The organism is Nonomuraea sp. NPDC050733 (genome assembly GCF_040654215.1).
GTDB lineage: Bacteria > Actinomycetota > Actinomycetes > Streptosporangiales > Streptosporangiaceae > Nonomuraea.
In genome coordinates this window covers 406,899-426,972 of the sequence record NZ_JBFAHO010000001.1, presented here as the reverse complement: position 1 = coordinate 426,972, position 20,074 = coordinate 406,899, and the positions used below count along the sequence as shown (strand labels likewise).

The 20,074-nt window shown below is 72.5% G+C and carries 20 protein-coding genes; 10 read left to right on the top strand and 10 right to left on the bottom strand.

Annotation, left to right across the window (positions count from 1 at the left end; translation table 11 throughout):
- The first annotated feature begins 21 nt into the window (after nucleotides 1-21).
- Nucleotides 22-1,038, top strand: coding sequence for a peptidase (locus AB0H64_RS01900; protein WP_357618929.1), 1,017 nt, complete (start codon nucleotides 22-24; stop codon nucleotides 1,036-1,038).
- A gap of 123 nt (nucleotides 1,039-1,161) precedes the next feature.
- Here AB0H64_RS01900 and AB0H64_RS01895 read toward each other — a convergent pair whose 3' ends face one another.
- The gene (locus AB0H64_RS01895) at nucleotides 1,162-1,509 is read right to left on the bottom strand and encodes a hypothetical protein (protein ID WP_357618927.1); all 348 of its coding nucleotides are present in this window, start codon (nucleotides 1,507-1,509) and stop codon (nucleotides 1,162-1,164) included.
- Between the two features lie 675 nt (nucleotides 1,510-2,184).
- Entirely contained in the window at nucleotides 2,185-3,543 is a 1,359-nt protein-coding gene (locus AB0H64_RS01890; RefSeq protein WP_357618924.1) for an MFS transporter, read from the bottom strand.
- Between the two features lie 170 nt (nucleotides 3,544-3,713).
- Here AB0H64_RS01890 and AB0H64_RS01885 point away from each other — a divergent pair, with 170 nt between their 5' ends.
- Nucleotides 3,714-4,571, top strand: coding sequence for an NAD(+)/NADH kinase (locus AB0H64_RS01885; RefSeq protein ID WP_357618922.1), 858 nt, complete (start codon nucleotides 3,714-3,716; stop codon nucleotides 4,569-4,571).
- Here AB0H64_RS01885 and AB0H64_RS01880 read toward each other — a convergent pair.
- A complete protein-coding gene (locus AB0H64_RS01880) occupies nucleotides 4,517-5,776 on the bottom strand; it encodes a YibE/F family protein (protein ID WP_357619696.1) in 1,260 nt (419 codons plus the stop codon). The two genes, AB0H64_RS01885 and AB0H64_RS01880, sit on opposite strands and share 55 nt — an antisense overlap.
- A gap of 124 nt (nucleotides 5,777-5,900) precedes the next feature.
- On the opposite strand from AB0H64_RS01880, the gene AB0H64_RS01875 reads away from it, so the two are divergent.
- Nucleotides 5,901-6,614, top strand: coding sequence for a DUF72 domain-containing protein (locus tag AB0H64_RS01875; RefSeq protein ID WP_357618919.1), 714 nt, complete (start codon nucleotides 5,901-5,903; stop codon nucleotides 6,612-6,614).
- Complete coding sequence (locus AB0H64_RS01870; protein ID WP_357618916.1) at nucleotides 6,615-7,589, top strand: magnesium transporter CorA family protein; 975 nt, start codon at nucleotides 6,615-6,617, stop codon at nucleotides 7,587-7,589.
- Here the strand turns inward: AB0H64_RS01870 and AB0H64_RS01865 are convergent.
- From AB0H64_RS01865 to AB0H64_RS01850, 4 genes are all read right to left on the bottom strand, one after another.
- Complete coding sequence (locus AB0H64_RS01865; protein WP_357618913.1) at nucleotides 7,567-8,064, bottom strand: DUF1850 domain-containing protein; 498 nt, start codon at nucleotides 8,062-8,064, stop codon at nucleotides 7,567-7,569. The two genes, AB0H64_RS01870 and AB0H64_RS01865, sit on opposite strands and share 23 nt — an antisense overlap.
- Nucleotides 8,065-8,126: 62 nt before the next feature.
- Nucleotides 8,127-9,080 (bottom strand): TAXI family TRAP transporter solute-binding subunit, encoded by a 954-nt coding sequence (locus AB0H64_RS01860; RefSeq protein WP_357618910.1) that lies wholly within the window; start codon nucleotides 9,078-9,080, stop codon nucleotides 8,127-8,129.
- The gene (locus AB0H64_RS01855; protein ID WP_357618907.1) at nucleotides 9,077-11,035 is read right to left on the bottom strand and encodes a TRAP transporter fused permease subunit; all 1,959 of its coding nucleotides are present in this window, start codon (nucleotides 11,033-11,035) and stop codon (nucleotides 9,077-9,079) included. Before AB0H64_RS01855 ends, AB0H64_RS01860 begins: the two co-directional genes overlap by 4 nt.
- A gap of 302 nt (nucleotides 11,036-11,337) precedes the next feature.
- Nucleotides 11,338-11,805: an adenylyltransferase/cytidyltransferase family protein gene (locus tag AB0H64_RS01850; RefSeq protein WP_310713983.1), complete on the bottom strand. Its 468-nt coding sequence runs from the start codon at nucleotides 11,803-11,805 to the stop codon at nucleotides 11,338-11,340.
- Between the two features lie 158 nt (nucleotides 11,806-11,963).
- Here AB0H64_RS01850 and AB0H64_RS01845 point away from each other — a divergent pair, with 158 nt between their 5' ends.
- Nucleotides 11,964-12,458, top strand: a complete 495-nt coding sequence (locus AB0H64_RS01845; RefSeq protein WP_357618904.1) for an ATP-binding protein — start codon at nucleotides 11,964-11,966, stop codon at nucleotides 12,456-12,458.
- An 11-nt stretch (nucleotides 12,459-12,469) separates the two neighbouring features.
- Here AB0H64_RS01845 and AB0H64_RS01840 read toward each other — a convergent pair whose 3' ends face one another.
- On the bottom strand, nucleotides 12,470-13,441 hold the full coding sequence (locus tag AB0H64_RS01840) for a LuxR C-terminal-related transcriptional regulator (RefSeq protein WP_357618901.1): 972 nt from the start codon (nucleotides 13,439-13,441) through the stop codon (nucleotides 12,470-12,472).
- A gap of 120 nt (nucleotides 13,442-13,561) precedes the next feature.
- Between AB0H64_RS01840 and AB0H64_RS01835 the strand changes: the two genes are divergently transcribed.
- Nucleotides 13,562-14,149, top strand: coding sequence for a hypothetical protein (locus AB0H64_RS01835; RefSeq protein ID WP_357618898.1), 588 nt, complete (start codon nucleotides 13,562-13,564; stop codon nucleotides 14,147-14,149).
- Between the two features lie 38 nt (nucleotides 14,150-14,187).
- Here the strand turns inward: AB0H64_RS01835 and AB0H64_RS01830 are convergent, their stop codons facing one another.
- Nucleotides 14,188-15,048 (bottom strand): glycerophosphodiester phosphodiesterase family protein, encoded by an 861-nt coding sequence (locus tag AB0H64_RS01830; RefSeq protein WP_357618895.1) that lies wholly within the window; start codon nucleotides 15,046-15,048, stop codon nucleotides 14,188-14,190.
- 248 nt (nucleotides 15,049-15,296) lie between these two features.
- Between AB0H64_RS01830 and AB0H64_RS01825 the strand changes: the two genes are divergently transcribed.
- The 4 genes from AB0H64_RS01825 (at nucleotide 15,297) to AB0H64_RS01810 (ending at nucleotide 19,343) form a co-directional block, all read left to right on the top strand.
- Nucleotides 15,297-16,793 carry a hypothetical protein gene (locus tag AB0H64_RS01825; protein WP_357618894.1) on the top strand — a complete coding sequence of 499 codons (1,497 nt, stop codon included), beginning with the start codon at nucleotides 15,297-15,299 and terminating at the stop codon, nucleotides 16,791-16,793.
- Between the two features lies 1 nt (nucleotide 16,794).
- The gene (locus AB0H64_RS01820; protein ID WP_357618892.1) at nucleotides 16,795-17,517 is read left to right on the top strand and encodes a hypothetical protein; all 723 of its coding nucleotides are present in this window, start codon (nucleotides 16,795-16,797) and stop codon (nucleotides 17,515-17,517) included.
- A gap of 48 nt (nucleotides 17,518-17,565) precedes the next feature.
- On the top strand, nucleotides 17,566-18,060 hold the full coding sequence (locus AB0H64_RS01815) for a GNAT family N-acetyltransferase (RefSeq protein ID WP_357618890.1): 495 nt from the start codon (nucleotides 17,566-17,568) through the stop codon (nucleotides 18,058-18,060).
- Between the two features lie 134 nt (nucleotides 18,061-18,194).
- On the top strand, nucleotides 18,195-19,343 hold the full coding sequence (locus AB0H64_RS01810; protein ID WP_357618888.1) for a hypothetical protein: 1,149 nt from the start codon (nucleotides 18,195-18,197) through the stop codon (nucleotides 19,341-19,343).
- Between the two features lie 49 nt (nucleotides 19,344-19,392).
- On the opposite strand, the gene AB0H64_RS01805 is transcribed toward AB0H64_RS01810, so the two are convergent.
- Entirely contained in the window at nucleotides 19,393-19,995 is a 603-nt protein-coding gene (locus tag AB0H64_RS01805; protein ID WP_357618884.1) for a TIGR03086 family metal-binding protein, read from the bottom strand.
- Nucleotides 19,996-20,074: the final 79 nt, after the last annotated feature.

The following is a 20,074-nucleotide window of genomic DNA, read 5'->3' as shown; positions in this document are numbered from 1 at the left end:
GGCACCGGGACAGCGACAGCCGTGCGCCTTCACAACCTCCTTGCCTGGCTGCTGGTGGCCGGGGTCCTCACCCCGGCCACCGGCATGCTGCGCTGGCCGGCCTCCGCAGCGGCCGGCCAGCGCGGGAACGGCATCGGGATCCGCCTGGTCGACGCGCCGATCCAGGCGCGAGCCGACTCGCGAGCCCGGAGCTACATCGTCGACCACCTCAAGCCGGGCTCGGTCATCCACCGGCGGGTCGAGATCGTCAACACGACCGACTCGCCCCAGCGTGTGGCGCTCTACCCGGCCGCCGGGGAGATCCGCGACCGGGCATTCCGGTTCGCTCCCGGCCGCACCGCCAACGAGCTGTCCACCTGGACCAGCATGAGCCGGGACGAGGTGACCCTGGCCCCGCAAGCGCACTCGATGGTCACCGCGACCATCGACGTGCCGAAGAACGCCGCCCCCGGCGAGCGCTACGCGATGATCTGGGCGGAGGTGTCGGACGACCCGCCTCCCGGAGGGGGCCTGCGGGAGATCAACCGCGTCGGCGTCCGGGTCTACCTGTCCGTCGGCGGCGACAACGCGCCCGCCGCGGGCTTCACCATCGACTCGCTGACGGCCCAACGGTCAGCGGACGGGCGGCAGGCCGTCCTGGCCCAGGTGCGTAACACCGGAGGCCGTGCGCTGGACCTGAGCGGGGAGCTGAGACTCACCAGCGGCGGCCTGAGCGCCGGCCCCTACAACGTCGAGACGGGCACGACACTCGCGCCCGGTGATACCGGATCGGTCATCACGTACCTCACCGAACAGGTGCCCGACGGCCCGTGGCACGCCCGTATCCATCTGGAAAGCGGTCTGACCGAAGGCACCGCCGCAGCGGACATCCGGTTCCCGTCCGCCGCGGGGACGGCCGAAGCGGTCGCCGCGACCATGGACGGCTATCTCCCTGTGGCGGCGATCGTCACCGGCGCCGTGCTGTCCGCGCTCGCAGCGGCCTCTTTCCTGATCGTCCGGAGACGACACCGCTCAGGTCAGGACGAGACCACAGGCTGACCAGGCGTGGCCCGCGGGGAGCACGAGAACCGCGGGCGCCGCCCGGTGACGTCGTGGAGAGGCGCGGGAGGGTTGCCACCCCGCGAGAGCGCGTCTCGCGGGGTGGCAACCCGTCAGCTACGGTCAGTGGTTCCAGTTGCCGCCGCCGTGGCCCCAGTTGCCGCCCCCGTGGTTCCAGTTGCCTCCGTGGTTCCAGTTGCCGTCGCCGTGGCCCCAGCCACCGCCTCCGCCGCCGCCGCCGCGGCCGCGGCACCACTGGAGTTCCCAGGCGCCGTGCCGCCAGCAGAACCAGCACTTGCGGCCCTTCCAGGAGCGCCACCGGCACCTGCTGGCCGAGTTGGCGGTAGTGACGTGCTGCGACATGGGCGTCGCGCACGTGGGGGCGGCGGTGGCGGCCTCTGCGGTGGCCGCGCCGCCGACGACGAGCGTGGAACCCGCCAGAGCGGCGGTGATGATGAGACGCTTGAGCATCAGAGATCACTCCCTGAGATGAGGGCCGCCCGCCGGATGTGCGGGGCGGTCTGGCTGGAGCGTCGAATTCGGTTTCTCCCGGGATACGCCGGATGCGGCGCACTGAACTCAGGTTATGGGCGGTGATTGGCGGAGTCTCCCGGCAAGAAGCAAAGCCTTATTTCCGGATATATCACTACATGGCTTGAAATATCTGATATGTCCAACCGGCAGGGAGGCAGGCTCGCGGCGCCCGCCGGTGGCCAAAGAATTCCACGGGCCGCGTAAATTATCCCGCCCCGCGCGTTTGAAGAGCGGCCAGGTGAGGACTCGCCCAGGTGGCGGGTGTGCGGCCCGGCCGGGCGGGCGAATCGCCGGTCCGTGCGTACGTCCGCCGTCGTCGTTGCGGGCGGCTGGTGATACGAATGCGCTCGTGGCGCGTCCGGCAAAAGGAGCCCGGACGCGTCCGGCAAAGGGAGCGGGGCTCCTTCGGGAACGGCGGCCGGACGCCTCCCTGAACGCAAGCGGGATGCCATCGGGGAAAGCTTGCTGCGGCCGTTTCGGATATCGCGACGGCCCTCGTGAACGGCCGCCCGTGCTGAGCGAACAAACTCGGCATCGATCGCTTTGACGCTGACTTGAGATATTTCATGCTTTATGCGGCCATTTACGTGCATATAGCGGAGCGGTCACCGGTCAGGTCGCGGTGGCGGCGCACAGGTGGGTGTCGTCGTGCGGGTCATCGAGCCGGTTCAGCCGGGCCCGGCCGCGCGGGCGCATCAGCGTCACCGCCGCGACGGCCAGCAGCGCCCCCGCCCCGCACACCGTCCAGCGCGGCCCCAGCCAGTCGGCCGCGAGCCCCTGGAGCAGCCCGCCCACCGGCAGCGACGCCGTGTAAGACGCGATCCGGCACGCCATCACCCGCCCGCGCATGCCGTCGGCCACGATGACCTGGATCGAGGTGTTCACCGAAGAGATGACCGCCAGGAAGGAGCCCCCCACGACGATCAGCGCCACCACCCCCCAGGCGTACCCGGGCGCCGCCGCGAAGCCGATCATGGAGAGCCCGTACAGCATCAGCCCCCAGCGGACCACCGGCCCGAGGCGGAGCTTGTGGTGCCAGCCGGAGACCAGCGGCGCCGCCACGACCGCGCCCAGCCCGAGCGCCGCGTTGAGCAGTCCCAGCCCGACCGGCCCGGCCCGGAAGACGCTCTCCGCGAAGACCACCGTGAACTGGAAGATCGGGTGTCCGAGCATCCCCACCAGCACGGACACCACCAGCGACATGACGATCCCCGGCTGGCGCCGGATGTAGCGCAGCGCCGCCAGGAACTGCCGGGTCATGCCCGCCGGCGCCGCCTGCTGGGGCCGCCCGGCGCGCGGGTGGATCGCCGCCAGGGCCGCGAGCACGAACAGGAACGACACGGCGTTCAGCAGGAACGTCCACGAGGGCCCCAGCACGGCCAGCAGCAGCCCGGCGATCGCCGGGCCGAGCGAGCGGGCGGTGTTGAACTGCAGGCTGTTCAGCGTCACCGCGGAGTGCAGGTCACCGCGCGGCACCAGGTCGCTGACGAACGACTGCCACGTCGGCATGTTGAACCCGGCGAAGACCCCGCCGACGCCCACCAGCACCAGCATGACCGCCGGGTCCCGCTGGCCGGACGTCCACACCGCCCACAGCAGCAGCGCCGAGACCGCCATGCCCGACTGCGTGGCCAGCAGGATCCGCTTGCGGGAGCGCCGGTCGGCCAGCGTCCCGCCCGCCGGCGCCAGGAACACGCTCGGCACGAACTGCGCCACGCTCACCAGCCCGACCCAGAAGGCGCTGCCGGTGATCTGGTACAGCACGTACGGCACGGCGAGGTTGCTCAGCCAGCTCCCGGTGCTGGAGACGAGGGCACCGCACCAGAAGATCGTGAAGTCGCGGTGCCGGAAGGCGCGCAGGGAGTGGCGCACCCCGCTCGGCGGGCCGGCGTGCCCGCCGGCCGGGGAGGGGGAGTGGGGGGTCCCGCGTGCCGGGGGCGGCTGGGACCGGGGATGGCGTTCCTGCTTCACTCGTGAATTCCTCCCCCGCCGGAGCGGCACGGCAGCGCCGGAGCCCCGGCGATTGCGGTTTCCGCGCCCGGCGAAACGGGATGCGCGCCGCGCGGCGGAGTCTCCGGCGGGCGCGGGTCCGCGGGGCGCACGTGGACGGACCTGGAGTGGGGGCGTCTAGGGTGGTTTCCATGGGAATGGTCGGAACGGTCGGGCTCGTGCTGCACCCGCGACGCGACTCGGAGGAGGCGATCGGCGACATCCTGCGCTGGGCCGACGAGCGCCGTGTCACGGTGCTCGGCCTCCCCGAGGAGGTGGGCCGGATCGACTGCAGCGCCGTGGCCGTCGACGCCGAAGCCCTCGTCGAGCGGGCCGACCTGCTGGTCAGCCTGGGCGGCGACGGCACCATGCTGCGCACGATGCGGCTCATCGCCGGCCGCCCCACCCCGGTCCTGGGGGTCAACCTGGGCCGGCTCGGCTTCCTGGCCGAGATCGACGTGCGTGACCTGCCCGCCACCCTGTCGGCCATCGACGGCCACGCCTACGCCGTCGAGCCGCGCATGGCCATCCGGGCCAAGCTGGGGGAGGAGGAGGTCACCGCGTTCAACGACATCGCGCTGGCCCGCATCCCCGGCGAGGGCCTGGCGGCCGTGAGCGTCACCCCGGCCGGCGACCCGTTCGTCCGCTACGCCGCCGACGCGGTGATCGTGGCCACCTCCACCGGGTCCACCGCCTACAGCTTCTCCGCCGGCGGGCCCATCGTGTCCCCGCGGGTCGAGGCGGTGCTGGTGGTGCCGGCGGCGGCCCACTCGGTGTTCAACCGTGCCCTGGTGCTGCCCGCCGACGAGGAGGTCACGCTGGAGGTCCTGCCGACCAGCGGGCGCGTGGCCGTCGAGGTGGACGGCACGGTGCACGCCCACCTGTGCCCGGGCGACCAGGTGTCGATCGTCGCGGTGCCCGGCGCGGCCAACGTCGTGCGGCTGGGCACCACGTTCTACGAGCGGGCGCGCCGCAAGCTGGGCGTCGAGGGCAGCAGCGCCGTCGGCTGAGCCGTCCCACCCGGGAACGCGCCGCGCCGGGAGGCCACCAGCGCGGACAGGGCCGTGGTGATCGGCACGGCCGAGATGAGCCCGAGCGTGCCGACGACGCTCCGGATGATCTCCTGGGCGATGACGGGCGTCCCCAGCACCTCTCCCAGCGGCTGCGCGCCCACGCTGAACAGCAGCAGCAGCGGCAGCGACGCCCCCGCGTACGCCAGGATGATCGTGTTGATCACCGAGGCGATGTGGGCGCGCCCGACCCGGCCGGCGGCCCGGTAGAGGCGGCGCCAGCCGTACGACGGGTTGGCGGCGGCCAGTTCGGTGACCGTGACCGCCTGTGTGACCGTCACGTCGTCCAGCACGCCGAGCGCGCCGATGATGACGCTGGCCAGCAGCAGCCCCTGCGTGTCGATCCTCGTGCTGAAGCCGAGCATGAACGAGCTGTCGTCGGTGACGCCGCTCAGCCGGGCGAACCCGATCGCCCCGTACGCGAGCAGGCCCGTCACCGTGAGGCTGGCCAGTGTTCCTAGGACGGCCATGGACGTCGTCAGCGTGAACCCGTGCGTCAGGAACAGCACGGTCAGCATGATCGCCGCCGCGCCCACGATGGCGACCAGCATGGGCGGCTCGCCCGCCAGGATGCCGGGGATCACGAACGCCAGCAGCAGCACGAACGTGATCGCCAGCCCCACCAGGGCCGTCACCCCGCGCCAGCGGCCGAACGCGATCACCGCGAGCGCGAACGCCACCGCCGACAGCCATAGCGCGTCCGTACGGTCGTGGTCGGAGAGCTGGTAGCCGGGCTCGTCGTCCGGCTCCTCACCGCCGCTGACGCGGATGAGCACGACGTCGTCACCCGCGGCGAACGGCTGCGTCCCCGGCCCCGTGGGCAGCGCCAGCTTCACCTCCCGCCCCAGGTCGGGGCCCTCGTCGACGCGTACGGTGGCGTGGCCGCAGGTCGCCGGGTCCGGCGGCGCCGCGCCGTCCGGCACCCGCGCGCACTTCCCGGGCAGGACGGCCGTCACCGTGCCGCCGAGCTGGTCGAAGCCCGCTCCCACGGGCTCCGCGCTCCGCCCGGACGGCCACAGCCAGACCAGCATGACGAGCGTCGCCACCGCGAGCGGCACCAGCACGCCCAGCGTCGCCACCACCGCCCGCCGCGAAGCGGGAAGGCTCTCGCCGTGGTGATGCCCGTGCCCGTGCCCGGCGCCCATCCGCACCCCTGTCTCCTGCCGCCGCCCGGCTCTTCTCGCCGCCCGGCTTTTTCCGCCACCGCGTTCAGTGACAGTAGTGCAACCACAGCCGGGTATTCGCCGTCGCGCGGGGTAGGCGCAGCTCATGACGACCTGGGTCGGCACCTCGGGGTGGCAGTACAAGGACTGGCGCGGCGTCCTGTATCCCGACGGGGTGCCGCAGCGCCTGTGGCTGGAGACGTACGCCGAGACGTTCCGCACCGTCGAGAGCAACAACGCCTTCTACCGCCTGCCCTCGCCGGAGTCGTTCGCCGGCTGGCGGGAGCGCACTCCCGACGGGTTCGTGATGGCGGTCAAGGCGAGCAGGTTCCTCACCCACATCAAGCGGCTCGCCGACCCGGAGGAGCCGGTGCAGCGGCTCATGACCGCGGCCTCCCAGCTCAAGGAGAAGCTCGGCCCGGTCCTCCTCCAGCTCCCGCCGACGCTCAAGGCCGACCCCGAGCGCCTCGACCACTGCCTGGCCTGCTTCCCCGGCGGGGTGCGCGTCGCCGTCGAGTGCCGGCACGAGTCGTGGTGGACCCCCGAGGTCCGCGACCTCCTCCAGGCGCGCGGCGCCGCGCTGTGCTGGGCCGACCGCCTCGGCCGGCCGGTGGCGCCGCTCTGGCGGACGGCCCCCTGGGGGTACGTGCGGCTGCACGAGGGGCGCGCCACGCCCCGGCCCTCGTACGGCGACACGTCGTTGCGCACCTGGGCGGGCCGCGTCCGGGACGCGGGCTGGCAGGACGCCTACGTCTACTTCAACAACGATCCGGGGGGCGCGGCGGTGCGGAACGCCACCCGCTTTGCGAGACTCCTTTAGGTGCACACACGCCTGTACCGCAACGGTGTCCTCGAAAAGGAAGGGTTTCCCGTCGAGGACGTCTCCGACTACGTCCGCGACCCGGTCAACACGGTCTGGTTCGACCTGTGCTCCCCGACGCGGGACGAGCTGGGCGTCCTGGAGGAGGAGCTGGGCCTGCACGAGCTGGCCGTCGAGGACGTCGTCTCCGGCCACCAGCGCCCCAAGGTGGACATCTACGACAAGCACCTGTTCATCACCGTCTACGGGGTCCATGTCGACGACGGGCGGATCGACCCGGTCGAGGTGGACGTCTTCGTCACGGCGAACGCGCTCGTCACGATCCGCGAGAACGAGCGCTTCGACATCCGGGAGGTGATGAGGCGCTGGGACGCCACCAACGGCACCCTCGGCGGGAACGGCGTTTCGTTCCTCCTTCACGGGCTGCTCGACTACGTGGTCGACGGTCACCTCGACTACGTGGAGGACATCGACGGGCGCGTCGAGGACCTGGAGGAGCAGCTCTTCGACGAGAGCCCGCCGATCGACGGCCGCGCGCTCCAGCGCGCCATCTACGAGCTGCGCCGCAACGTGGCCCGGTTCCGCAAGATCGCCATGCCCATGCGGGAGGTGCTGGGCACCCTGCTGCGGCGCAACCAGGGCCTGGTCGCCGGCACCCCCATGGCCCCGTACTACGAGGACGTCTACGACCACGTGATCCGCGTCGACGAGTGGCTGGAGTCCACCCGTGACCAGGTCGCGAACCTGCGCGAGACCCGGCTGGCCCAGCAGGGCTTCCGCCTCAACGAGATCATGAAGCGGCTCACCGGCTGGGCCGCCATCATCGCCGTGCCCACCCTGATCACCGGCTTCTACGGCATGAACGTGCCCTATCCGGGCTACGGGGCCGAGTGGGGCTTCTGGCTGTCGGCCGTGCTGATCGCCGGGATCTCCGTGGGGCTGTACGCCGCGTTCAAGAAGAGGGACTGGTTGTGAGCGCCGATGGATCGGCTGCCTGCAGGCGTCCGCCGAACGCGGCCAGCCATGAGTGCGGCGGGCACGGCTCTCCCCGGTCCTCCAGGACGAGCCGTACCGTCAGCCGGACCTCCCTGGCCCCCGAGGCGGGATAGAGCGGCAGGCAGCGCCCGCCGGCGACGAGGGTCCGGCGGCCGATCGGGGTGGCGATGACCGGCAGCTCCTCGTACGTCGCGGGGACGGCCAGCCGCAGCGCCCAGTCGCCCTCCGGGGTCCGGCCCCGCGTCCCCTCCAGGGCGTAGTAGTCGAGGACCCCGCCACTGGCCGAGACCACGGCCCGCATGGTGAACCGGCCGCCGCGCGCCGTGAACACCTCCGCCGACGGAGCCCGGTAGACCGAGTGGACGTACGCGAGGGCGAAGACGCCCGACGGCGGCAGCACGAGCCCGCCGACGGCCGGACGCCCGGCCCCGCCGGCGGGGGCGAGCGCGAGCACGCACGTCAGCGCGCCGGCCAGGGCGAGGAGGCGGCGGGTCCGCCCTCCTCCTTTACGGCGGGTCAGGCCTTCTCCTTGTAGTAGCGGGCCGCCCCGGGGTGCAGCTGCACGGGCGCCACCTGCTGTCCCCGCTTCGGGTCCAGCTTGTTCGCCTCCGGGTGGACGGCCGCGAGCTGCGCCTTGCGCTCGAACAGGACTCTGGTGATGTCGTAGGCGAGCTGCTCGCTCATGGAGTCGGGCACCAGCAGCACGTTGGCGACGCCGACCGTCTTGATGCTGCCCTTCAGCTTGTAGACGGACAGGTCGATGTCGAGGCCGACGTACTCCTCGCCGTACTTGGAGCGCATGCCGGCCAGGGCGTCGGAGGTGTCGAGCATCCTCATGTCCGGCCGGCTGGTGGCCAGGTCCACGACGCCTGCCGTGGGCAGGCCGCCGACCCAGAAGAACGCGTCGATGGTGCCGTCCTTGACCGCCTGCACCGACTCGTTGATCGAGAGCTGCTGCTTGCTGACGTCGGTGTCGGGCGCGAGGCCGACCGCCTCCAGCATGCGGCGGGCCACGACCTGGGTGCCGGAGTTCGGCGGGCCGAGGGAGACGCGCTTGCCCTTGAGGTCGGCCACCTTCTCCGCCTTGACGCCCGGGGCGACCACGACGTGCGCGTAGTTGTCGTAGATGCGAGCGATGGCCTTGATCGGCTGCTTCGCGGTGAACGAGCCCGTGCCGTTGACCGCGTCCGCGGCCGTGTCCGACTGGGAGAAGCCGATGTCGGCCTTGCCGGTGGCCAGCAGCTTGATGTTCTCGACCGAGGCCGAGGTGACCGAGGCCGTCGCCCGGGTGTCGGCGATGCCGTCACTGAGCTGCTTGGCCAGGCCCCCGCCGTACACGTAGTAGACGCCGGTCGTGCCGCCGGTGGCGATCGACAGCCGGTTGCCCCGCCCGCCCCCCGCCCCGCCGCCGCAGCCGGCCGCGCCGGCGGCCAGGACGGCCGCGGCGAGCACCGCGATGATCCGCTTCACGTTCGGTGTCTCCTTCGCCTGATGAGGTGGACGGCCGCCGCGACCGCCAGCACGGCGAGGCCCGCGGCGATGGGGACGGGTTCGAGGAAGAGCAGCAGTACGGCGGCGACCGCCGCGAGCAGCCGCTCCGGCACGCCGGGCAGCCCGCCGGTCGCCATGGCCAGCGCCGCCACCGCCACGGCCGAGACGGCAGCCATCAGCAGCACGGTCCCGATCGGGCCCTGCCCGAGCAGCGCCTGGCCGTTGGGCGTGAGCACGAACGCGAACGGCACCAGGAACGCCGGCAGCGTGTAGCGCCAGGTCATCATCATCGTCTTGTACGTGTTGCCGCCCGTGATGGCCGCCGCCGCGACGGCCGACAGCGCGGTGGGCGGGCTCACCTCCGACAGGACCGCGTAGTAGAAGACGAACATGTACGCCTCGGCGGGCGTGACGCCGAGCTGCGTGAGCGCCGGCTTGATGATCACCGCGGCGATGATGAAGCTCGCGGTGACCGGCACGGCCAGCCCCAGCAGCATGACCGCCACGGCCGCGAGGACGGTCGTCAGCAGGAGGTTGCCGGCGGCGACGTCCACGATGATCGAGCTGAGGTTCAGGCCCAGGCCGGTCTGGGTGATGACGCCGACGATGATGCCCGCCGCCGCGCACACCGCCGTCACCGGCAGCACCTCCAGCGTGCCCTTGGCCAGCGCCTCGCCGACCCGGCGCGGCCCCATGCGGTGCGCCGGGTCCAGGAACGACAGCGCGAACGCGATCGCGGTGGCGATGACGACGGACTGGAAGGCCGACCGGTCCAGCGCCATCAGCACGATGATGAGGACGAGCGAGCTGAAGTGGTAGCCGAAGCGCAGCAGCAGCCGGCCCGCGCTGGGCGCGTCCACCTCGACGGCGTGTGTGCCGAAGCGATGCGAGTCGACCTCGATGGCCAGGAAGATGCCCAGGTAGTACAGCAGTGTCGGGATCGTCGCGTAGAGCAGCACCTCCAGGTAGCTGACGTGGAGCAGCTCGGCGATGATGAACGCCGCCGCCCCGAGCGTCGGCGGGGACAGGATGGCGCCGATGCCGCCCGCCGCCAGGATGCCGCCGGCGGGCTCTCTCGGGTAGCCGGCGCGTCTGAGCACCGGCCAGGCGACGCTGCCCAGGCTCACCGTGGTCGCCACGCCGGAGCCGGACACCGTGCCGAGCAGGAAGCCGGCCATGGTGACCGTCCGGCCCGGGGCGGAGCGGGAGCGGCGGAACGCGGCGAAGCTGAGGTCGATGAAGAATCTGGTGGCGCCGGAGAAGTCGAGGACCGCGCCGTAGATGGTGAAAAGGATGATGTAGCTGGCGGCCACCTGGAGGGGCACGCCGAAGAATCCCTCGGTGCCGGTGTAGAGCTGGGACACGATCTGGGAGATGTCGAATCCGCGGTGCCCGATCGGCCAGCTGATAGGCAAATAGGCCCCGAAATAGGCATAAATCAAGAAAAATGCGCAGATGATGGTGAGTGACCAGCCGACCGTGCGCCGTACGGCCTCCAGCAGCAGCACGGTCAGCACCACGCCCGCCGCGAGGTCGAGCGTCGTCAGGGCCGAGCCGGAGCCGCGGTCGCGGAAGGCGTCGATCCCGAGCAGCGGGTAGACGAGCACGGCGAGGGACGCCGCGGCGAGCGCCCAGTCGGCCACGGTCGGCCGCTCGCCCTTCTCCCCGACGTCCCCGACGTCCCGGACCTGCCGGACCTGCCGCGGCCGCCCTGACCGGTAGCACAGGAACACCAGCGGCAGCGCCACCGCCAGGAACGTCATCCGCTGCTCCAGCGCCTCCACCGGCCGGAACACGACGATCAGCGAGTAGACCGACAGCGCCGCGCCCACGACGCGCACGCCCGTCCAGAGGGGGCCGGTGAGCACCCGGGCCGGGCGTTCCTGCTCCTGGGCCGCCGCCGGCTCCGGCGCGCGATCGCTCACCTCGGTCACAGGGCCCTCCCCGACACGGCGTCTCGGGGAATGTACGTTCCCCATACCGGTCCAGGGAAGGGGCCGTTACCCTTCCTTGACAACAAAGATCACGCATCGGCTGGAAACGCCGTTGGGGACGGTTGTTCAATGGCCGAAAACTTCAATGCCACCGACCGGAAAAGCGCCGCGCGTTCGTTCCGGGAAATCAGAAAGCGGACCGCGAGACGCGCCGCGCCGGCTCCGCGACCGGCACCGGCCGGGCCTGGCTCCTGTCGCGCTTCCGGACCGCGGCCTCCTGTGCTCCGTGGCCCGGAAGACGCTCAGCCCTTGCCTGCCGCATTCACGATTCGGGTGGTCGAGCGGTCCGGGATGGCCTCCAGCTCCCAGCACTCGGCGCCCAGCAGTGCCGCGGCGGCGCGCCGGCCGCCCGCGTGGGGGTCGCCCGCGGTGTGCGCGAGCGCGCCGGGCCGCATGGGGGCGAGCAGGTCGATGTAGTCCTCGGGGCCGTGCGCCTCGGGCGGACCCGTCACGATGAACACGCCCGCCACGAACCGCAGCGCGGCCATCACCTCGGCCCGCTCGGCGGCCGGGTTGAGCGGCCGGCTAGGCCCCTTCCAGGCGCGCACCCGCGGGTCGTCCTCCACGCCCACGACCAGGGGAAGCCCACGCTCGGCGACCTCTCCCAGGTAGCGCACGTGACCCACGTGCAGGATGTCGAACACCCCGGTGACGACCGCCGCCCCTGGCTGGGCGTACGGCTGCACCCAGACGGCCTCCAGGCTGCTCACGTGGGCACTCCTCCTCGTCGATGCGTCGATCGCAGACTACTCGGTCATCCGGACGGGCCGCGCTGGCGACCGACGGAAAGGGCATTCCTACCTTTTGGCGATATCTCAGTGCTTGGGGTGGCGCGTCCTATGACGTCGCCGGAATGGGGGAGGCCGCAGTGACACCGCCGCACGCACGCAACGCCCACCAGGGATTCCACCCGGACCAGGGAACGGGCACGACGAGACCGCCCGGCACGCGGGACCTGCTCGTCCGCTTCCCCGGGGTGCCGGCACAGGTGTCCAGGACGAGGCGGCTCGTCGCGGCGGTCCTGGGCCGCGACCACCCGCTCTACGACGACTGCGCGCTCCTCACCAGCGAGCTGGCCACGAACGCGATCCTGCACTCCCGGTCCGGGACGGGCGGCTGGTTCACGGTGGGGGTGCGCGCCTCCGGGCCGGCGGTGCGGGTCTGGGTGGCGGACGCCGGCTCCGACGAGCCGCCCTGCGCCTGCCGTACGACGGGAGACGGGCGCGACCCGGAGAGCGCGCACGCCACGAACGGGCGCGGTCTGCCGCTGCTGGAGGCGCTCAGCCATCGCTGGGGCCTCAGCCGCGCCAACGGGGCCACGACGGTCTGGTTCGAGCTCACCCCCGCCTCGTCGATCGCCTGACACCGAAGGGGCTAGAGGTCCAGGCGGCACAGACCCTCGGCCAGGGCCTTGGTGGTGAGGCGGGTGCGGCTGTCGCAGCCCAGCTTGGTGAAGATGTGCTCCAGGTGCGTGGTGACCGTCCGCACGCTGAGCACCAGCGCGGCGGCGATCTGCGGGTTGGAGTCGCCGGCCGCGACACGGGTGAGCACGTCCACCTCCCGCCCCGTCAGCTCGTACGGCAGGGCGCACGGCCGTTCGGCGACCACCGCGCCCTGGATGGACCCCTGGAACCCGACCCCGGCGCGCAGCAGCCGCAGCTCGTGCCAGCGGCCGTCGCGCCCGAGCCACAGCCCGTGCCGGTTCAGCTCCCTGGCGTCGATGAACGCCCGGGCCAGCGCCGCCAGCCCGGGCTCCCCGGTCAGCGCCGGCGACGCGGTGAACCCCGGCACGTCGCGGCGCGTGCCCAGCCGGTCGAACGTCACCGCGCTGAACCCGGGCGGCAGCCCCACCGGGTCGATCACGCACCGCGTCAGGTCGGTGACGTGCGCCAGCATCGGAGCGACGGCCGTGACCAGCTGCTCGGCCAGCTCCGGGAACGCGTCGCGCGAGGCCAGGTGCAGCAGGCCGGTGTACCGTCCCCCGGACAGGAACAGGGGTGCGGTCAGCCCGGCCGTCCAGCCGTACGGGGCGAGGTGACGGCGGAAGTAGCGCTCGGTGCCGGGCTCGGGCATGCTCACCGGGGCGCGCGTGGTCATGGCCCGGCGGTAGGCGTCGAGCCCGGTGTACTCCTCGGCCGCGTCGCCGTCGATGCGGTGGTGGCCGTCGGAGACGACGCTGTGATGCCTCCCGGTGGCGGGGTCGAACGCGACGAACTCGTACGCGTCGAGCGGCACCACGCGGCGCAGCGCGGCCATCGCGGCATGCGCGCCGCCGCCTCCCGCGACCTCGTAGCCGACCTCGGCGAACGCCTGCAACTGGCGGACGTTCAGGGTGATCTCGGCCACGGTTCTTTATATCCCACGCGGCCCTGACCTTTCGCCCAGCCACGCTGAACCCGGACACCGCCTCCCACACCGCCGGCAGCGGCGGGCCACGGCCCACATGATCGCGTAATCTTTGCTGGCATGACGGCCGACCAGGTGGCGCGGAGGGTGACGGACCTGCTGGCACCGCAGGTGCTGGTGATCGCCATGCCTCCGGTCGTGGGCCTGATCGCCCAGGGCTGGGCCGGCGCCCTGTGGGGCCTGCTGGCCTCCGTCCTGTGCGGTGGCGTGCCGGCCCTGGTGATCGCGCTCGGGGTCCGGTCCGGGCGGCTGGACTCGCACCACATCGTCGACCGGGCCCGCCGAACCGGGCCGCTGCTGTCGGCGGTGGCGGCCGTGCTCGTCGCGCTCGTGCTGCTCGTCGCGCTGGGCGCGCCCACCCTGCTCGTGGCCACCGTGGCCGCCATGCTCGTCGCCCTGGCCGTGACCGTGCCCGTCACGCTGCGCTGGAAGATCTCCTTCCACGCCGCCGTGTCGGCGGGCACGGTCGTGGTGCTGGCCCACGTCCTTCCGGCCGTCCCCACCGCGCTGGCGGGGGCGGCCGTCGTGGCGCTGGTGTGCTGGGCCCGTGTGCGGCTGGCGCACCACACGGCGGGCCAGGTGGCGGTGGGAGCCCTGGTGGGCGTGGCCGCCACCTGGATCACGCTGGCGGCCTTCGGCGTCGGCTGAGCGTCACCGGTGCTGCCTGAGGGCCTTGACGAGCCCTCTCAGGCGGCGCGGCGCAGGTTCTCGCCGACGACCTCCCTCAGCACGTCCGGCCGGTTGGTGATGATCCCGTCCACGCCGTGGCCGAGCATCCGGCGCATGACCGCCGGGTCGTTCACGGTCCAGGCGAACACGCGCATGCCGCGCGCGTGGACGAGCCGTACGTACTGGGGCGTGATGTCCTGGTACGGCGGGTTGATCTCGTCGGCGAACCCCGCCACCTCGGCCAGCCGCCCCGTGGACGGCCTGCCGAGCAGCCCGATCGGCACGTCCGGCATCAGCGCGTGGAACCTGCGCATCGAGTCCCAGTCGAACGACTGCACCACCAGCCGCCCCGGCTCCAGCCACGCCGGGGCGCGGCGCAGCTCGGCGGCCACGCGGGACTCGATGCCGGGGTACAGGTGCGGCGACTTGATCTCCAGCAGCAGCCCGAGCCCGCTGCCGCTCATCGCGCGCAGCGTCTCGGCGAGCGTGGGAACCGGCTCGTCCGCGTAGTCGCCGTCGAACCAGGAGCCGGCGTCCAGTTCGCGGATCTCGGCCAGGGAGAGGCCGGACACCGGCCACGGGGCGCGCCCGGGGAAGACCTTCTCGGCGTCGGTGGTGCGGGCGAGCGTGTCGTCGTGCATGAGGACGAGCCGGTGGTCGCGGGTCTCCTGGACGTCGAGCTCGAACAGGTCGGCGCCCTGCTCGGCGGCCAGCTCGAAGGCGGCGATGGTGTTCTCGGGCGCGTACGCGGAGGCACCGCGGTGGGCGACGACGGACGGCACGGGGGCGGGTCCCGCCGCCGAGGCGGCGGGCGGAGGGATGACGGCGGCCAGGACGGTCAGCGCGGTGACGATGACGAGACCGGGTCGTCGGCTCATGAGTCTCCTCGGGTCCGGGGGAGCGGTTCCGCCTCTGAACCTGACAATCCTGCATGACCGGCTGTTGAGTTCCGGGTGTCTCCGAGATGTCGAGTGGAGGATGTGGCGCTCAGGTCTCCAGAGCGTGTCCGACGAGGCACCCCAACTCGTCATGGCATGGCGGGAAAAAGGCGCCGCCGCGCCATCTTCCGTAACCAAAAGCGCACTGAGGGCGATGTCGGAAGGAGGGGACAGGGGGAGGGGGTGCGGTGGCGGAGCAGGTGAGGCGCCACACCGAGGCGCGCATGGCCAGGATGATCGCCTACACCCGGGCGGGCACGACGCCGTTCGTCTACATCCCGCTGCTCGGCTGGCACCACCTCCAGCACCCGGCCCTGTCCGTCGTCTCGGCCACCGCGGCCACGGCCGAGGCCACGTGGTTCTTCCGCCGCGCCTGGCGCTCCGGCGACCTGCGCGACCCGCTGCTCGTCTGGGGCGACCTCGCGTTCTGCGTGGTGCTCATGCTCGCCGGCACGCGGGCCGCGTTCCCGGCGGACCGTAACGTGATCACGACGGAGTTCCTGCCGTTCAGCCTGGTGGCGCCGGCGGCGATGGGGTTCGGGCTGGGGTTCGCCGGGCGGGCCGTGCCGGGGCTCGTGGCGCTGTGCGTGTCGTGGGTGGCCGCGCTCTACCCGCACTACACGCTGAAGCTGGTCTCGGACCTGCTCGGGTTCGTGCTCTGGTACGGCATCGCGGTGCTGATCGGCCGGGAGCTGCGCACGCTGGCCGGGGCGGCGCAGAGCGCCCAGGAGGCCACCCGGCGGGCCGAGCGCCTGCTCGCCGAGCAGGAACGCCTCCACATGATCACCCGGCATCGCGAGCTGACCCACCGGGAGATCCACGACCACCTGCTGCCCATCGTGGACCATGTCGCCGCCGGCCAGCACGTCGATCCCGGGCTGGCGCGGCAGGCGCGGCTCGGGGCGAACCGGGCGCGCCGCTTCATCATGGACCCGCAGGCCGCCGAGGCGCGGGCCGGGCGGGCGGCGGATCGTGGCCGGGGTGGCGCTGATCGCGGGACTGGGCGGGCCGGCGGTCGCGCCGGCCCCGGCGAACGCGCGGGCGTTACCGGCGACGGCGTACGCGGGGGCGTCTTCGGCGGCGACATCATCAGCGGCGACATCATCAGCGGCGGCGACATCAGCGGCGGCGGCGAGGGCGGTGGTGGTGCTGCGGGGTGGGCAGATCCTGCGGTTCCAGCAGGTCAAGGGGGCGCCGAGCAGCCGCGCCCGAGCCCGGGTCGCCAACGCCGTCCTGACGTTCTTCGAGAACGGCACCTTCGCCTTCACCACCACGGACGTCCGCACCGACCTGTACCCGCTGCGGGGCCGCTACCGGATCGACGGCAACCGGGTGAGCTTCGCCGCGAACGGGTCCTCGCGCATCGGCGGCAGCAGCGCCTTCACCGAGCTGATCGGGAGCATCGACTTCTCGTCCCGTCCCGGGGTGATGACCCTCGACTGGGCAAGCGGGGCCGGGTACGGCGCGGTCGTGAACGGCACGAGGTTCGGCACGGGCGCCTCCTCGCAGATCCACGCCCGGGTCACCGTGGTGCAGGGCTGACCCCGCGGCACCCGCCGAGGGACGGGCGCGGGCGGCCGGAGGCGACCGCCCGCGCCCCCGCTCCTCTTCCTCACGTTCAGCGATCTCGTGATTCCGGCGCGCTGTGCGCGTGGCGCGGCCCCGGGCGGTCTACCATCCGGTGAGGTGAGCACGGACCCCCACGCGCGCACGGCGCTGGACCACCTGTACGAGACCTTCGCCCGGTACCCGCTGCCGGAGCACACCGTCGTCTGCGACCACTGCGTCTCCCCCGACGTGGTGCGGGCCGCGCGCACGGGACCGCTGCGCTCCCTCGGCGCGGAGGTCCTCGAACCGTACGCCTGGAACCACGGGACGTGGGGTGACGAGGCCGACTTCAAGCACTACCTGCCACGCCTGCTGGAGCTGCTGGTCACCGAGGAGATGGACGGCTGGTTCGTCGCGCCGGACCTGGCCGTCAGGACGGCGCGGGCCTGGACCGGCTGGCCGGACGACGAGAGGGACGCCGTCGTGGCGGCCGTCGGCGCGTGGTGGCAGGTGACGCTGAGCGCCTACCCGCGCGAGCTCGGCGCCCCGGAGATGATCGAACTCATCGGCGACGGCTACCGGCTGGACCCGCTGCCGTACCTCGCCGTGTGGGAGGAGATGACCGGCGAGGAGGCGGCGGCCCGGCACATGGCGGGTCTCATGCGCGACTGGCCCGTCCGGACGGCGGCCGAGCGGGCGTGGTACGTGGAGGTGGACCGGTGGATCGCCGGGCCCGCCCCGGTCCGCCTGCTCGGCGAGAGCCTGGCCGTCACGCGCTCGTCCGCCGTGGAGCGGGAGCTGCGCAAGGCGCTGGAGCTGTGGGAGAGGCGCAACCCCGTCGGCCTGCACGGGCCGGGGTGACTCCGGCCGGGGTGATTCTGTCGGTGACGGATGGCACGCTGGGCCGGCATGAGCGATGACACGAGTGGCCGCACGAGCGATGCCATGGCCGTGGACGTGAGCCTGCGGGCCGTGACGGAGGCCGACCTGGAGGTCTTCTTCGAGCAGGAGCAGGACCCGGAGGCGACCCGGCGCTCCAGGTTTCCGGCGCGGGAGCGCGAGAGGTTCATGACCCACTGGCGGACGCGGGTCCTGGGCGACCCCACCGCCCTCGTCCGGGCGGTCCTCGTGGACGGCGAGGTCGCGGGCAACGTCGTCGCCTGGTGGGAGGGCGAGCGGCGGTTCGTCGGCTACTGGTTCGGCCGCGCGTTCTGGGGGAGGGGCGTCGGCACCCGGGCGCTGGCGCTGTTCCTGCGCGAGGAGAAGGCCCGCCCCTTGTACGCCGACCCGTTCAGCGGCAACACCGGGTCGGTGCGGCTGCTGGAGAAGAGCGGGTTCCGGCGCGAGGGCACCGTCACGCACGGCGAGGACGAGCACATCATGTTCGTGCTCGACCAGCGCTAGGGGCCGGACGGCGCTGTCCCTGGGCGCTATCGTGTTTTCGATCATGACAAGAGGCGGGTGGTCGAATGGGTGACGGGCAGGGGTTCCAGTACACGCGGCAGTCCTTGGGCGACGTGGGACCGATGCTGGCGGACATGGCGGACTCACTGGAAGCCCTGGCGTACCAGGGGGACACGGTGACCCTGTCGCCGCTGGCGCTCGGCGCCGCGGGTGAGTTACACGCCCGGCGCGAGTACGGGAAGATCTGGGAAGAGGTGCGCGAGGAGTTCTTCCGCGGCCAGATCGAGGGCTCCAGGCTGGTCGAGAAAGTGAAACGGACCCAACATGAGTACGGCGGCGCGGAGGACCGCAACGAGGCGATGACCGCGGGACTGGGCCGGATCTTCGAGGCGATGCGGGAGGCCCGGAGCGCACCGCCCCCGGGACCCGGTCCCCTCGGCAGTGTGGACGACCCGCACCTCCACGACAATCCCCGGTACAACCCGTTCACCTGGCAGGGTATCGGCGGCGGTGCGGGCATCACGGCGGCGGGCTTCCTGGGCCTGGCGCCCACCTCGTTGGCCCAGGGCGACCTCGACAAGCGTATGGCCGAAGCGCGCGGGTCCATCTCCCACATGGGAGCGGGTATCCGGCGGTACGACCCTGCCGCCGCCCAACGGGCGGAGCGGGAACTCCTCAGCCGGCTCGCGAAGGCCACCGAGCGCACCCGCCTGAACATCGCCACCGCCAGGGCGTTCTCCTGGAGCGCCGTCGCCGCGGGCCTGGCCTGGTCGGCGGTGGTCGTGCCCTCGGACGAGGACATCGACTACGCCGTCAGCGGCTGGTTCTACATCGCCCAGCGGTGCGGCGAGATGTTCGGCCATGACACCGGCCCGGTGCGCGAGGCCATCGCGGCGGCCTGGGCGGGGCCCGCGATGGAGGCCGCCGACGCGAGGCTGGTCGAGTTCCTCGCCGCGGGGGTCCACCTCACGGAGCGCACCCGGCGGCTGGCTCAAGCGCTGTCGCAGACGGTGCGCGACATGGACAGCATCTTCATGCCCGCGCTGATCTTCTCCGGCGCGATCGCGGCGGCCATCGCCGGCCTGGGAATGGCGGCGCGGCTCAATCCGGCGCTGCGTCCCGCCGTCGAGTTCCTGGGCGGCAGGCTCGGCACCGCGATCGTGGCCATCGCCAACCTGGCGCCGGCCGTGGCCGCCGCCGCCGTCGTCTCGTACCGGGGCGTCGACTCCAACCCGGTCACCAAGATCGGTGACCGCGAGATCACCGGCTTCCGGACCGCCTGAGCCCCTGGGACGGCCGCACGCCGTCCTGGGGGCTTCCGCGCGGCCGGTGTCAGGCGGCAGGCGCCCAGTGCGGGTCGCGGCCCAGGTGGCGCAGCAGCGCCGCCACGTCGTCGTCACCCTCGGCCGCCGGCAGCACCGCCGCGTACGCCCCCCAGGCGCGCAGCGGCTCGACGATCCGCCGCGCCACCTCCAGCAGCTCCCGCGCCATGTCGGCGGTCAGCGGCGACGGCTGCCCGGTCGCGACGGCGATGTCCCACGCGTGCACGGCGGCGTCCAGCGCGCAGGCGCCCGCCCCGAGCGACGGCTCCATCGTGTTCGGCGGTACCGGCACGGGCACCTGCTCGGCGTCGCGGTCCACGCCGGCCCAGGCCGCGGCCGAGCGTCCCAGGGCCGACTCCGTGTACGCCTCCGGGTCCTCGGCCAGGGTGCCCGAGGGCGCGAACGGGTCCTCCGCGGGACCAGGCTCGCCGGTGAGGAACGCCGCGAAGCCCACCTGGTCGCCGGCGGCGTGCTGGAGCACCTGGGTCACGTCCCACTTCGCGCACGGGGTCGGCAGGTGCCACGCGTCCGCGGGGACTCCGCGCACGACCCGGCGCAGCGCCTCGTGGGAGAGGTCCAGCACGTCCCAGCCGGTGTTCACGATCTCGCTCATGTTCCGCAGCCCTTCCGTTTCGCTGATGTCATCACTATATCAGAACGGAATGCTTTGTTCCACTGTGGCGAGTCGTCCC